Origin of the sequence: Pseudoxanthomonas sp. UTMC 1351 (assembly GCF_040948865.1) — a bacterium.
Classification (GTDB): Bacteria; Pseudomonadota; Gammaproteobacteria; order Xanthomonadales; family Xanthomonadaceae; genus Pseudoxanthomonas_A.
In genome coordinates this window covers 171,629-183,387 of record NZ_JAVGJT010000005.1, presented here as the reverse complement: position 1 = coordinate 183,387, position 11,759 = coordinate 171,629, and the positions used below count along the sequence as shown (strand labels likewise).

General features: G+C 60.9%; 22 protein-coding genes and 1 pseudogene. All 23 read left to right on the top strand.

Annotation, left to right across the window (positions count from 1 at the left end):
• Positions 1 to 93: pseudogene (locus AB6O04_RS03950) on the top strand (elongation factor Tu); the annotation flags it as partial.
• Positions 94 to 750: 657 nt separating this feature from the next.
• Positions 751 to 1,062, top strand: coding sequence for a 30S ribosomal protein S10 (gene rpsJ, locus AB6O04_RS03945; RefSeq protein WP_162109793.1), 312 nt, complete (start codon positions 751 to 753; stop codon positions 1,060 to 1,062).
• 10 nt (positions 1,063 to 1,072) lie between these two features.
• On the top strand, positions 1,073 to 1,726 hold the full coding sequence (rplC, locus tag AB6O04_RS03940) for a 50S ribosomal protein L3 (protein ID WP_368562462.1): 654 nt from the start codon (positions 1,073 to 1,075) through the stop codon (positions 1,724 to 1,726).
• A 12-nt stretch (positions 1,727 to 1,738) separates the two neighbouring features.
• Positions 1,739 to 2,344, top strand: coding sequence for a 50S ribosomal protein L4 (gene rplD / locus AB6O04_RS03935; RefSeq protein WP_368562461.1), 606 nt, complete (start codon positions 1,739 to 1,741; stop codon positions 2,342 to 2,344).
• On the top strand, positions 2,341 to 2,637 hold the full coding sequence (gene rplW, locus AB6O04_RS03930) for a 50S ribosomal protein L23 (protein ID WP_368562460.1): 297 nt from the start codon (positions 2,341 to 2,343) through the stop codon (positions 2,635 to 2,637). Before rplD ends, rplW begins: the two co-directional genes overlap by 4 nt.
• An 11-nt stretch (positions 2,638 to 2,648) precedes the next feature.
• A complete protein-coding gene (gene rplB, locus AB6O04_RS03925; RefSeq protein ID WP_368562459.1) occupies positions 2,649 to 3,476 on the top strand; it encodes a 50S ribosomal protein L2 in 828 nt (275 codons plus the stop codon).
• 6 nt (positions 3,477 to 3,482) lie between these two features.
• On the top strand, positions 3,483 to 3,758 hold the full coding sequence (gene rpsS / locus AB6O04_RS03920) for a 30S ribosomal protein S19 (RefSeq protein WP_337343137.1): 276 nt from the start codon (positions 3,483 to 3,485) through the stop codon (positions 3,756 to 3,758).
• A 12-nt stretch (positions 3,759 to 3,770) separates the two neighbouring features.
• Positions 3,771 to 4,118 carry a 50S ribosomal protein L22 gene (gene rplV, locus AB6O04_RS03915; RefSeq protein WP_337343136.1) on the top strand — a complete coding sequence of 116 codons (348 nt, stop codon included), beginning with the start codon at positions 3,771 to 3,773 and terminating at the stop codon, positions 4,116 to 4,118.
• A gap of 4 nt (positions 4,119 to 4,122) precedes the next feature.
• The gene (gene rpsC / locus AB6O04_RS03910; RefSeq protein ID WP_368562458.1) at positions 4,123 to 4,842 is read left to right on the top strand and encodes a 30S ribosomal protein S3; all 720 of its coding nucleotides are present in this window, start codon (positions 4,123 to 4,125) and stop codon (positions 4,840 to 4,842) included.
• A gap of 6 nt (positions 4,843 to 4,848) precedes the next feature.
• Positions 4,849 to 5,262 (top strand): 50S ribosomal protein L16, encoded by a 414-nt coding sequence (rplP, locus tag AB6O04_RS03905; protein WP_097121890.1) that lies wholly within the window; start codon positions 4,849 to 4,851, stop codon positions 5,260 to 5,262.
• Positions 5,262 to 5,447, top strand: a complete 186-nt coding sequence (rpmC, locus tag AB6O04_RS03900; RefSeq protein ID WP_368562457.1) for a 50S ribosomal protein L29 — start codon at positions 5,262 to 5,264, stop codon at positions 5,445 to 5,447. The genes rplP and rpmC overlap by 1 nt, the downstream gene beginning before the upstream one ends.
• Before the next feature lie 11 nt (positions 5,448 to 5,458).
• On the top strand, positions 5,459 to 5,725 hold the full coding sequence (gene rpsQ, locus AB6O04_RS03895; protein WP_368562456.1) for a 30S ribosomal protein S17: 267 nt from the start codon (positions 5,459 to 5,461) through the stop codon (positions 5,723 to 5,725).
• A gap of 14 nt (positions 5,726 to 5,739) precedes the next feature.
• On the top strand, positions 5,740 to 6,108 hold the full coding sequence (rplN, locus tag AB6O04_RS03890) for a 50S ribosomal protein L14 (RefSeq protein ID WP_042614221.1): 369 nt from the start codon (positions 5,740 to 5,742) through the stop codon (positions 6,106 to 6,108).
• A 15-nt stretch (positions 6,109 to 6,123) separates the two neighbouring features.
• Entirely contained in the window at positions 6,124 to 6,441 is a 318-nt protein-coding gene (gene rplX, locus AB6O04_RS03885; protein ID WP_337343132.1) for a 50S ribosomal protein L24, read from the top strand.
• 11 nt (positions 6,442 to 6,452) lie between these two features.
• Positions 6,453 to 6,995 carry a 50S ribosomal protein L5 gene (gene rplE, locus AB6O04_RS03880; RefSeq protein ID WP_368562453.1) on the top strand — a complete coding sequence of 181 codons (543 nt, stop codon included), beginning with the start codon at positions 6,453 to 6,455 and terminating at the stop codon, positions 6,993 to 6,995.
• Between the two features lie 18 nt (positions 6,996 to 7,013).
• Positions 7,014 to 7,319, top strand: a complete 306-nt coding sequence (gene rpsN / locus AB6O04_RS03875; RefSeq protein ID WP_337343130.1) for a 30S ribosomal protein S14 — start codon at positions 7,014 to 7,016, stop codon at positions 7,317 to 7,319.
• A gap of 201 nt (positions 7,320 to 7,520) precedes the next feature.
• Entirely contained in the window at positions 7,521 to 7,919 is a 399-nt protein-coding gene (gene rpsH / locus AB6O04_RS03870) for a 30S ribosomal protein S8 (protein WP_337343129.1), read from the top strand.
• Positions 7,920 to 7,931: 12 nt separating this feature from the next.
• Positions 7,932 to 8,459 carry a 50S ribosomal protein L6 gene (rplF, locus tag AB6O04_RS03865; protein WP_368562452.1) on the top strand — a complete coding sequence of 176 codons (528 nt, stop codon included), beginning with the start codon at positions 7,932 to 7,934 and terminating at the stop codon, positions 8,457 to 8,459.
• 29 nt (positions 8,460 to 8,488) lie between these two features.
• Positions 8,489 to 8,845 carry a 50S ribosomal protein L18 gene (rplR, locus tag AB6O04_RS03860; protein ID WP_337343127.1) on the top strand — a complete coding sequence of 119 codons (357 nt, stop codon included), beginning with the start codon at positions 8,489 to 8,491 and terminating at the stop codon, positions 8,843 to 8,845.
• Between the two features lie 155 nt (positions 8,846 to 9,000).
• Positions 9,001 to 9,543: a 30S ribosomal protein S5 gene (rpsE, locus tag AB6O04_RS03855; RefSeq protein WP_337343126.1), complete on the top strand. Its 543-nt coding sequence runs from the start codon at positions 9,001 to 9,003 to the stop codon at positions 9,541 to 9,543.
• Positions 9,536 to 9,742, top strand: coding sequence for a 50S ribosomal protein L30 (rpmD, locus tag AB6O04_RS03850; RefSeq protein WP_337343125.1), 207 nt, complete (start codon positions 9,536 to 9,538; stop codon positions 9,740 to 9,742). The genes rpsE and rpmD overlap by 8 nt, the downstream gene beginning before the upstream one ends.
• Positions 9,742 to 10,185, top strand: coding sequence for a 50S ribosomal protein L15 (gene rplO / locus AB6O04_RS03845; RefSeq protein WP_368562473.1), 444 nt, complete (start codon positions 9,742 to 9,744; stop codon positions 10,183 to 10,185). Before rpmD ends, rplO begins: the two co-directional genes overlap by 1 nt.
• Before the next feature lie 7 nt (positions 10,186 to 10,192).
• Entirely contained in the window at positions 10,193 to 11,551 is a 1,359-nt protein-coding gene (gene secY / locus AB6O04_RS03840) for a preprotein translocase subunit SecY (protein ID WP_368562451.1), read from the top strand.
• The last annotated feature ends 208 nt before the right edge of the window (positions 11,552 to 11,759 follow it).

Genomic DNA, 11,759 nt, shown 5'->3' with positions numbered 1-11,759 from the left:
AACCCGGTGGCGATGGACGAAGGTCTGCGTTTCGCGATCCGCGAAGGCGGCCGTACCGTCGGCGCCGGCGTGGTAGCCAAGATCATCAAGTGACGTCCTGACCCGGGCGGGCGCCAAGCCCGCCCGGCTTTGTCAGGCCGTCACCCCGGCGCAGGCCGGGGTCCAGCGACGTGAGTTGACTGGAGCGTTAACCTCCGCGAAGACGATATTCGGGCTTCTCCGGCGTGGTCAATCGTCATCCCCGCACAGGCGGGGATCCAGCGACCTTGACTTTATTCGTCAGCAACTGGCTCCAGCATTCGCAATCCGGCGAATAAAATCTCCGGATCGCTGTAAAACCAGCAAGAACCCCGTTATACTTCGCAGCCCCTGTGAGGCTTTGGTCTCTCTAGGGTTACGCAATATTCGCCGGCGCCCCCTGGGAGGCCGTCGGCCTACCGCGAAAAGAGACGCAGGAAGCGCCTCGTGTTCGCCGGACAAGGAGAGTCGCGTACTGACCCATGGTGGATTCGCGCCAACGGGTGTTCCTCGCTATTGACGAGGAGAGTTACGCGTCCTATACTTTTCTGTCTGGGCGGGCCGGTTTACCGGCCTGCCTAGTTTTTCAGGAAGAACCCCCAGCCTTTCGGCTCAAAACCGGTCGTGGATTACAACGGCGCCGGCAAGGGGAAAAGCAACATCTGGAACTAACCGGGGCAAGGCATCCCAGAGGCCGCGCCCGTCGCTCTTTTTAACGAAGGAATATCCGTCATGGCGGACCAAAAGATCCGAATCAGGCTCAAGGCGTACGATCACCGTTTGATCGATCGCTCGGCCAGCGAGATCGTTGAGACGGCCAAGAGGACCGGCGCGCAGGTGCGCGGCCCGATCCCCCTGCCGACCAAGATCGAACGTTTCACCATCCTGGTTTCCCCGCACGTCGACAAGGACGCGCGCGACCAGTATGAAACCCGCACGCACAAGCGTGTGCTCGATATCGTCGACCCCAACGACAAGACCGTGGACGCGCTGATGAAGCTCGAGCTCGCGGCTGGCGTCGACGTCCAGATCAAGCTGACCTGAGGCCCTGATCATGACCGCGAAGAAATATTCGTTGGGTCTCGTCGGCCGTAAAGCCGGCATGACCCGGGTGTTCACCGAAGATGGCAAGTCCGTGCCGGTGACCCTGATCGAAGCCACTCCGAATCGCATTACCCAAATCAAAACTCCGGAAACCGACGGCTACAGTGCCGTGCAGGTGACCGTCGGCACCCGTCGTGCCGCGCTGATCAACAAGCCCGCTACGGGTCACCTGGCCAAGGCCAAGGTGGAAGCCGGTCGTGGTTTGTGGGAGCTGCGTGTCGAAGACGACAAGCTGGGTGACTTCACGGTGGGCGGCGAAATCAAGGCCGACATCTTTGAAGTGGGCCAGAAAGTCGACGTCCAGGGCGTGACCAAGGGCAAGGGCTTTCAGGGCACCATCAAGCGCTGGAACTTTCGCATGGGTGACGCTACCCACGGTAACTCGCTGTCGCATCGCGCGCCGGGTTCGCTGGGTCAGCGCCAAACGCCAGGTCGTGTGTTCCCGGGTAAGAAGATGTCCGGTCACATGGGCGCCGTGCAGCAAAGCACCCAGAACCTGGAAGTGGTGAAAGTGGACGCCGAGCGCGGCCTCATCGCCATCCGTGGCGCAGTGCCAGGTGCGCCAGGCGGCGATGTAATCGTCCGCCCGGCGAGCAAGGGTTAAAGGAGAACGACGATGGAACTAGCCATCACAGGTAGCGCCAACAAGCTGTCGGTCTCCGACGCAGTGTTCGGTCGCGAATTCAGCGAAGACCTGGTTCACCAGGTCGTCGTTGCCTACCGCAACGCAGGTCGTGCCGGCACCAAGGCGCAGAAGACCCGTTCGGAAGTCAACGGAACCACTAAGAAGTCGAAGAAGCAGAAGGGTGGCGGTGCTCGTCACGGTGCCCTGACCGCCCCGATCTTCGTCGGTGGTGGTGTGACCTTCGCGGCTAAGCCGCGCAGCTTCGAGCAGAAGGTCAACCGTAAGATGTACCGCGCCGCCATCTGCGCCATCCTGTCGGAACTCAACCGCCAGAATCGTCTGATGGTCGTGGATGCGTTCGATGTGGATGCCAGCAACACCAAGGGCCTGATCGCCAAGCTCAAGGGTCTGGAAGTCGGTCGCCGTCCGCTGATCGTCACTGAAGAAGCTTCCGAGCATCTGTACCTGTCCGCCCGCAATCTCCCCTATGTGGAAGTGCGCGACGTGCAGGGCCTGGATCCGGCTTCGCTGGTTGGCGCCGACACGGTTGTGGTCACCGCCGATGCCATCAAGAAGATCGAGGAGTGGCTGGCATGAGTAACGAAAAGATTTTCAGCGTGCTCCGTGCTCCGCGCGTGTCCGAGAAGACCGCGCGTCTGCAGGAAGTCTCCAATCAGTACGTCTTCGAAGTTGCGAACGACGCCACCAAGGCCGATGTGAAGGCTGCAGTGGAGAAGTTGTTCGACGTCAAGGTCGAGGCAGTCAATGTGGTCAACGTCAAGGGCAAGAACAAGTCCTTCCGTAACCGCACCGGCCGTCGCGGCGACTGGCGCAAGGCGTATGTGCGTCTGGCCGATGGCCAGGCTATCGATGTAACGGCCAAGGCCTGAGGTAGATCCACATGCCATTGATGAAATTCAAACCAACCTCTGCCGGCCGCCGTTCCGCGGTCCGCGTGGTAACGCCGGACCTGCACAAAGGTGCTCCGCATGCTGCGCTGCTGGAACCGCAGAGCAAGAGCGGCGGTCGTAACCACCATGGCCGTATCACCACCCGTCATATCGGAGGTGGCCACAAGCAGCATTACCGCATCATCGACTTCAAGCGCGATAAGGAAGGCATTCCGGCGCGCGTGGAGCGGATCGAATACGATCCCAACCGCACCGCGCATATCGCGCTGTTGTGCTACGTCGATGGCGAGCGTCGCTACATCATCGCTCCGAAGGGCTTGAAGGCTGGCGATCAAGTGATCGCAGGCCGTGATGCTCCCATCAGGACCGGCAACACGCTGCCGCTGCGCAACATCCCGGTCGGTACGACGGTCCACGGCATCGAACTGAAGCCCGGTAAGGGCGCTCAAATCGCTCGTGCCGCCGGTGCCGCCGTACAGCTGGTCGCTCGCGAGCAGGGCTTCGCCACGCTGCGCCTTCGCTCCGGCGAAATGCGCAAGGTGCAGGTCGATTGCCGCGCTACCGTCGGTGAAGTCGGTAATGACGAGCACAGCCTGGAGAAGCTCGGCAAGGCCGGCGCCAAGCGTTGGCGCGGTGTCAAGCCGACCGTTCGCGGTGCAGCCATGAACCCGGTCGATCACCCGCACGGTGGTGGTGAGGCCAAGGCAGGGCAGGGCAACCCGCACCCGGTCACCCCGTGGGGTGTGCCGACCAAGGGCTACAAGACGCGCAAGAACAAGCGCACCCAGCAATTCATCGTCCGCGATCGTAGGGGCTAATCGACCATGGCACGTTCACTCAAGAAGGGCCCGTTCGTCGATCACCACCTCATCAAGAAGGTGGAGGCCGCGGGCGGCAGCAAGCGACCGATCAAGACCTGGTCGCGTCGTTCAATGATCCTGCCGGAAATGGTGGGTTTCACCATCGCCGTGCATAACGGCAAGAACCACGTTCCGGTGTTGGTCAACGAGAACATGGTCGGCCACAAGCTCGGCGAATTTGCCGTCACCCGTACCTTCAAAGGTCACGGCGGCGACAAGAAAGCCGGCGGCAAGAAGTAAGGAGAGATGACTATGGAAGCTAAAGCCATCCTGCGCACCGCGCGCATCTCTCCGCAGAAGGCCCGCCTGGTCGCCGATCAAGTGCGTGGTCTATCGGCCGAACGCGCCGTCAATCTGTTGAAGTTCTCGGACAAGAAAGCCGCTCATCTGATCAAGAAAGTGGTCGAGTCGGCGATCGCCAATGCCGAGAACAACCAGGGCGCCGACGTCGACGAACTGAAGGTCACGACCATCATGGTTGACGAAGGTCCGGTGCTGAAGCGTTTCATGGCCCGTGCCAAGGGTCGCGGCACTCGTATCCTCAAGCGCACCAGCCATATCACCGTCGTGGTGGGCGAAGCCACCGGCAAGGGCAAATAAGACTATGGGTCATAAAGTTCATCCGACCGGAATCCGTCTTGGTATCTCCAAGGACTGGAATTCCAAGTGGTTCGCCAACAAGCGTGACTACGCCGAGTACTTGGCGGCCGATCTCAAGGTGCGCGAAATGCTGCGCAAGAAGTTGGCTCAGGCCGGCATCTCCAAGATTCTGATCGAGCGTCCGGCAAAGACGGCGCGCGTCACCATTCACACCGCCCGTCCGGGCGTGGTGATTGGTAAGCGCGGCGAGGACATCGAGAAGCTGCGTAAGGAAGTCAGCGATCTGATGGGCGTTCCGGCGCACATCAACGTGACCGAAGTGCGCAAGCCGGAACTGGACGCGCAGCTGGTCGCCGAGTCGATCGCGCAACAGCTGGAGCGCCGCATCATGTTCCGTCGCGCGATGAAGCGCGCCGTGGGCAACGCGATCCGTCTGGGCGCGCTGGGCATCAAGGTCAACGTTGCTGGCCGTTTGAACGGTGCAGAAATCGCACGTTCGGAGTGGTACCGCGAAGGCCGCGTGCCGCTGCATACGCTGCGTGCCGACATCGATTACGGGTTTGCCGAGGCGAAGACCACCTACGGCATCATCGGCATCAAGGTGTGGGTCTATAAGGGCGAAATCTTCGATTTCAGCCAGGTGGGTCAGGAAAAGCAGGACGACGCGCGCTCCGAGCGCAGCGAACGTCCTTCGCGTCCAGCCCGTGACCGTGACGCGAGGTAATAGGCAATGTTGCAACCCAAGCGAACCAAATACCGCAAAATGCACAAGGGCCGTAACGAAGGCCTGAGCTGGAGCGGCAATCTCGTCAGTTTTGGCGAGTACGGCCTGAAGGCCACGGCGCATGGTCAGTTGACCGCGCGCCAGATCGAGGCCGCGCGCCGTTCCATCAGCCGCTACGTGAAGCGCGGCGGCAAGATGTGGATCCGCGTGTTCCCGGACAAGCCCATCACCAAGAAGCCCATCGAAGTCCGCATGGGCTCCGGTAAGGGCAACGTGGAGTACTGGGTGGCGCAGATTCAGCCCGGCCGCATGATCTATGAAATCGAAGGCGTCAGCGAGGAAATCGCGCGCGAGGCGTTCCGCCTGGCCGCCGCCAAGCTGTCCGTCACCACCACTTTCGTGACCCGGACGGTGCGCTAATGGAACTCAAGCAACTCCGCGAGAAGTCGGCTGACGAACTCAAGGCCCATCTGATCGATCTGCGCAAAGAGCAATTTTCGCTCCGTATGCAGAAGGTCACCGGCCAGCTGCCGAAGACCCATGAAACCCGGCGGGTGCGCCGCGAGATTGCTCGCGTCAAAACCCTGCTCGGCAGCACCAAGTAAGGAATGCCGCGATGAGCGATAACCAAGAAAAGACACAGCGTACGGTCGAAGGCCGTGTCGTCAGCAACAAGATGGACAAGACGGTCACCGTGCTGGTGGAGCGTCAGGTCAAGCATCCGTTGTACGGCAAGTACATCCGCCGTTCGAGCAAGCTGCACGCCCACGATGCCGACAACAGCTGTAAGGAAGGCGACGTGGTCCGCGTGACCGAAGTGGCCCCCATCTCCAAGACCAAGAACTGGCGTGTGGTGGAAATCGTCACCCGCGCGGCTGAATAAGAGGAGTCTGAATCATGATCCAGATGCAGAGCTACCTTGACGCGGCCGACAACTCCGGCGCCAAGGAACTGATGTGTATCAAAGTGCTGGGCGGCTCCAAGCGCCGTTACGCGCACATTGGCGACATCATCAAGGTGACCGTGAAGGACGCCATCCCGCGCGGCAAGGTCAAGAAAGGCGAAGTCTACGACGCCGTGGTCGTGCGCACCCGTAAGGGCGTTCGCCGTCCCGACGGTTCGCTGATCCGCTTCGACGGCAACGCCGCCGTGCTGCTCAACAACAAGCAAGAGCCGATCGGCACGCGCATCTTCGGGCCTGTCACCCGTGAGCTGCGATCCGAGAAGTTCATGAAGATCGTTTCGCTCGCACCCGAAGTGCTGTGAGCGGAGGACATAGAAATGGCTAACCGAATCAAGAAAGGCGACCAAGTAGTCGTCACCGCCGGCAAGGACAAGGGCAAAAAAGGCGATGTGGTGCGTGTGGATGGTGACCGCGTGGTCGTCTCCAACGTCAACATCATCAAACGCCATACCAAGCCGAACCCCCAGGCCGGAGTGGCTGGTGGCGTGGTCGAACGCGAAGCTTCGATCCATATCTCCAATGTGGCGGTCTTCAACCCGGCGACGGGCAAGGGCGAGCGTATTGGTTTCAAGGTGCTGGAGGATGGACGCAAACTGCGTGTGTTCCGCTCCAGCGGTGAGGCGCTCGACGCCTGAGGAATGAGGTCATGAACACCCGTCTCGAAAAAATCTACAAGGAAGAAGTGGCACCGGCTCTGATGAAGAAGTTCGGTTACACCAATCCGATGCAAGTTCCGCGGATCACCAAGATCACCATCAACATGGGTGTCGGTGAAGCCGCTACGAACAAGAAGATCCTGGAAAACGCCGTGGCCGACCTGGCCAAGATCAGTGGCCAGAAGCCGATCACGACCAAGTCCCGCGTTTCGGTGGCTTCGTTCAAGATCCGCGACGGCTGGCCGATCGGCTGCAAGGTCACCCTGCGTCGCTCCAAGATGTACGAATTCCTGGACCGCTTGGTCAGCATCTCGCTGCCGCGCGTTCGCGACTTCCGTGGTGTGTCCGGCCGTTCGTTCGACGGTCGCGGCAACTACAACATGGGTGTGAAGGAACAGATCATCTTCCCGGAAATCGACTTCGACCAAGTCGACGCCGTCCGCGGTATGGATATCGCCATCACCACCTCCGCCAAGACCGACGCCGAAGCCAAGGCGTTGCTCGAAGCATTCAAGTTCCCGTTCCGTAACTGATACGCCAGGAAACCAAATATGGCTAAGACCTCAATGGTGAACCGCGATATCAAGCGGGCCAAGCTTGCAAAAAAGTACGGCGCCAAGCGCGACGCACTGAAGAAGACCATTTCCAGCACCACCGCTTCTTTTGAAGAGAAGATGGAAGCCGTGACCAAGCTGCAGAAGCTGCCGCGCGACTCGTCGCCCAGCCGCGAACGCAACCGTTGCGAGTTGTCCGGCCGGTCCCGTGGCGTGTACCGCAAGTTCGGCCTGGGCCGCAACATGCTGCGCAAGGCGACCATGAACGGTGACGTTCCGGGTCTGCGCAAGGCCAGCTGGTAAGAATCTGCCGGTTCCGGGACATTCCCGGAGCGGGTGGTTAAGCAAGTCCGGCATTGACCGGACTTGTTGTCGTATAATGTGCAGTTCCCGCGGCCAGCCGCGGCTGGCCCCTTTCCGGGGCCGCATACCTCCTGGGGTTTCCAGGGATATCCCAAGATTTTCGCGAAAGCGGATATCGGTGCTACTCAAAGGTAAACACTAATGAGCATGACTGATCCCATCGCCGATATGCTGGTCCGCATCAAGAATGCGGCCGCTGTCGGCAAGCAGACGGTGAAAATGCCGTCGTCCAAGATCAAGGTCGCCATCGCCGACGTATTGAAGGCAGAAGGCTATATCGCGGATTCGCGCGTGACCAAGACCGAAAACAACAAGGCCGAGTTGGAAATCGTCCTGAAGTACTTCGAAGGCAAGCCGGTCATCGACAAGCTGAGCCGCGTCTCGCGCTCCGGCCTGCGCCAGTACCGCGGCAAGGACGATCTGCCGAAGGTGCTTGCCGGTCTCGGTATCGCCATCATTTCCACTTCCAAGGGCATCATGACCGACACGCAGGCGCGCCAACAGGGCGTCGGTGGCGAAGTCCTGTGCTTCGTGGCCTAACGGAGTAACTGTATGTCCCGTGTAGCCAAAATGCCGATCGGCGTGCCCAAGGGCGTCGAACTGAACATCCAAACGGATAGCGTCAGCGTCAAGGGCCCGAAGGGCACCTTGTCGATCGCCAAGCCCGCCGGCGTCGAGATCAAGCTGGAAGACGGCAACGTCAATCTGGCTCCGGCCGATGCCTCGCGCGATGCCATCACCGGCACCATCCGCGCCATCCTGGCCAATATGGTCAAGGGCGTCTCGGAAGGTTTCGAGCGCAAACTGGAGCTGGTTGGCGTGGGTTATCGCGCTGCCATGCAGGGCAAGGATCTCACCCTGTCGCTGGGTTTCTCGCACCCGGTCTTGTTCAAGACCCCGGAAGGCATCACCATCGCCACCCCGACCCAGACCGAAATCCTGGTCCAGGGCGCCGACAAGCAGCGCGTAGGTGAAGTGGCAGCAAAGATCCGCGGTTTCCGTCCGCCGGAACCCTATAAGGGCAAGGGCGTGAAGTACTCCGACGAAACCATCATCCGTAAGGAAGCGAAGAAGGCCTAATTGGGCTTTCGGCTTCGAGGAACCAGATCATGAGCATCAAGAATACCGCCCGTCTTCGTCGTGCCAAGTCGACCCGCGCGCACATCCGCGAACTCGGCGTGCCGCGCTTGTCGGTGCTGCGCACCGGCCAGCATGTGTACGCCCAGCTGTTCAGCGCCGACGGCGCTACCGTTATCGCCGCCGCCAACACGTTGCAGCCCGACGTCAAGGAAGGCCTGAAGAACGGCAAGAACACCGACGCCGCCGCCAAGGTGGGCCGTGTGATCGCTGAGCGGGCCAAGGCCGCGGGCATCGAGAAAATCGCTTTCGATCGCTCGGGCTACCGCTATCACGGTCGCATCAAGGCACTGGCCGATGCTGCCCGCGAAGGCGGCTTGCAGTTCTAAGTATTGAAGAAGTGTGGGTTCGCCCACGCTTCGACCTGCCGGTGCAGGCTGCACCGGGCACGACGTCTCTTCTGCAGATGTCGCCGCTTCACCGCAACACTCCACAACCATAAGCGGCCAAGCCGTACATACTCAATCAATCAAGGAATCTGGAAATGGCAGAAGAACGTGCACCGCGGGGTCGTGATCGCGACCGCAACCGCGAAGAGAAAGTCGATGACGGCATGATCGAAAAGCTGGTCGCGGTCAACCGCGTCAGCAAGACGGTCAAGGGCGGTCGTCAGTTCACCTTCACCGCATTGACGGTGGTCGGCGACGGCAACGGCAAGATCGGTTTTGGCTATGGCAAGGCGCGCGAAGTACCGGTCGCGATCCAGAAGTCGATGGAATATGCCCGCAAGGGTATGTTGAATGTCGACCTGAACAACGGCACTTTGTGGCACCCGGTCAAGGCCGGCCACGGCGCGGCGCGCGTGTTCATGCAGCCTGCCTCCGAAGGTACTGGTGTCATCGCCGGTGGCGCGATGCGCGCCGTGCTGGAAGCGGTCGGCGTCAAGAACGTGCTGGCCAAGGCTGTTGGTTCGCGTAACCCGATCAACTTGGTGCGGGCCACGCTGAAGGGCCTGAGCGACATGCAGTCGCCCTCCCGCATCGCGGCCAAGCGCGGCAAGAAAGTAGAGGAACTCCTCAATGGCTAATGAGTCCAACACGACCGTCAATGGCGGCACCGTTAAAGTCCGCCTCGTGCGCGGTCTGCGTGGTTCCCGGGCTATTCACCGTTTGTCGGTGAAGGCGCTGGGCCTGAACAAGCTCAACGATGTGCGTGAACTGAAGGACAGCCCGCAGGTACGCGGCCTGATCAACAAAGTTCACTACCTCGTCAAGGTCGAGGAGTAATCCAAATGCATCTCAATACACTTACACACGCCGACGGCGCCCGCACCGCGCGCAAGCGCGTCGGTCGTGGTATCGGTTCCGGCCTGGGCAAAACCTGCGGCCGCGGCCACAAGGGTTCGTTCGCGCGTTCGGGCAAGGGCAAGATCAAGGCCAAGTTCGAAGGCGGCCAGATGCCCTTGGTCAAGCGTCTGCCGAAGGTCGGCTTCCGCTCCAAGCTGAAGCTGGATTGCGCCGAAGTGCTGTCCTACCAGCTGGAGAAGCTGGAAGCCGGCGAGATCGATTTCGCCGCGCTGCGTGCCGCCAAGCTGGTTCCGAATAGTGCCAAGCGCGCAAAGATCGTCATGAAGGGCGAGCTGACCAAGAAGTTCGTGCTGAAGGGCGTGGCAGCCACCGCAGGTGCCAAGGCGGCTATCGAAGCCGCTGGCGGCAGCGTGCAGGAGTAACGGACGCATGGCGCAGGGTAATGCCGCCGGTGCGCTGGCGGGCGCAGGCAAGTTCACCGAACTTCGCCAGCGCCTGCTCTTCGTCGTAGGTGCGCTGATCGTCTACCGCATCGGTTGCTTCATACCGGTGCCGGGCGTCAATCCCGATGCCATGCTGGCGATGATGCAGGCGCAGGGCGGCGGTATCGTGGACATGTTCAACATGTTCTCGGGCGGCGCCTTGCACCGCTTCAGCATTTTCGCGCTGAATGTCATGCCGTATATCTCTGCGTCCATCGTGATGCAGTTGGGCGTGCACATCTTCCCCACGCTGAAAGCGCTGCAGAAAGAAGGCGAGTCCGGTCGCCGCAAGGTCACCCAGTATTCGCGCATCGGCGCGGTGCTGCTGGCGGTCGTGCAGGGCGGCAGTATCGCCGTCGCATTGCAGAATCAAGTTGCACCAGGCGGCATGCCAGTGGTGTACGCGCCGGGCATGGGTTTCGTGCTCACCGCGGTCGTGGCATTGACCGCCGGCACGATCTTCCTGATGTGGCTGGGCGAACAGGTCACTGAGCGAGGCGTCGGTAACGGCGTTTCGCTGATCATCTTCGCCGGTATCGTGGCGGGCTTGCCGGGCGCGGTTATTCAGACCGTCGGTGCTTTCCGCGACGGCACCTTGAGCTTCATCTCGCTGCTGCTGATTGTGCTGGTGGTTCTGGCGTTTACCTTCTTCGTGGTGTTCGTCGAGCGCGGCCAGCGCAGAATTACGGTGAATTACGCCCGCCGCCAGGGCGGCCGCAACGCGTACATGAACCAGACCTCGTTCCTGCCGTTGAAGTTGAACATGGCGGGTGTCATTCCGCCGATCTTCGCTTCCAGCATCCTGGCGTTCCCCGCAACGCTAGCCATGTGGTCGGGGCAGGGCGGCCAGACCGCCAACCTGTTGCAGCGGATATCGCAGGCGCTTGCCCCGGGCGAGCCTCTGCACATGATCGTGTTCGCTGCAATGATCATCGGCTTCGCGTTTTTCTACACGGCGCTGGTGTTCAACTCGCAGGAAACCGCTGAGAACCTGAAGAAGTCGGGCGCATTGATTCCAGGCATCCGGCCGGGCAAGGCGACCGCTGACTATGTGGACGCAGTGCTTACCCGCCTGACAGCCATCGGTTCGCTCTACTTGGTAACGGTCTGTCTGTTGCCGGAAGTGATGCGGACCCAATTGAATACTTCGTTCTACTTCGGCGGCACCTCGCTGCTGATCGTGGTGGTGGTGGTGATGGACTTCATCGCGCAGATCCAGGCGCACTTGATGTCCCATCAGTACGAAAGCCTGTTGAAGAAGGCGAATCTGAAAGGTGGCTCGCGCGGCGGTTTAGCCCGCGGCTGACGAAATACGAAGCGGATTCCCTCCGCGGAGATCGGCCCTTCGGGCAGATCTCAAGAAAGGGCGGCCTGTGCAGCGATCTCGTGCGCAGGTGAGAACAAGCCAGTCCTGCGCCAGAGTAGCGCGGGCGGGGCGGAGCACTTGGGGCGACCCGGTGCACCATTCCAGGCGGGTTCCGGCGCCGGAGCATGGGCACACTCCCCATGCCGGG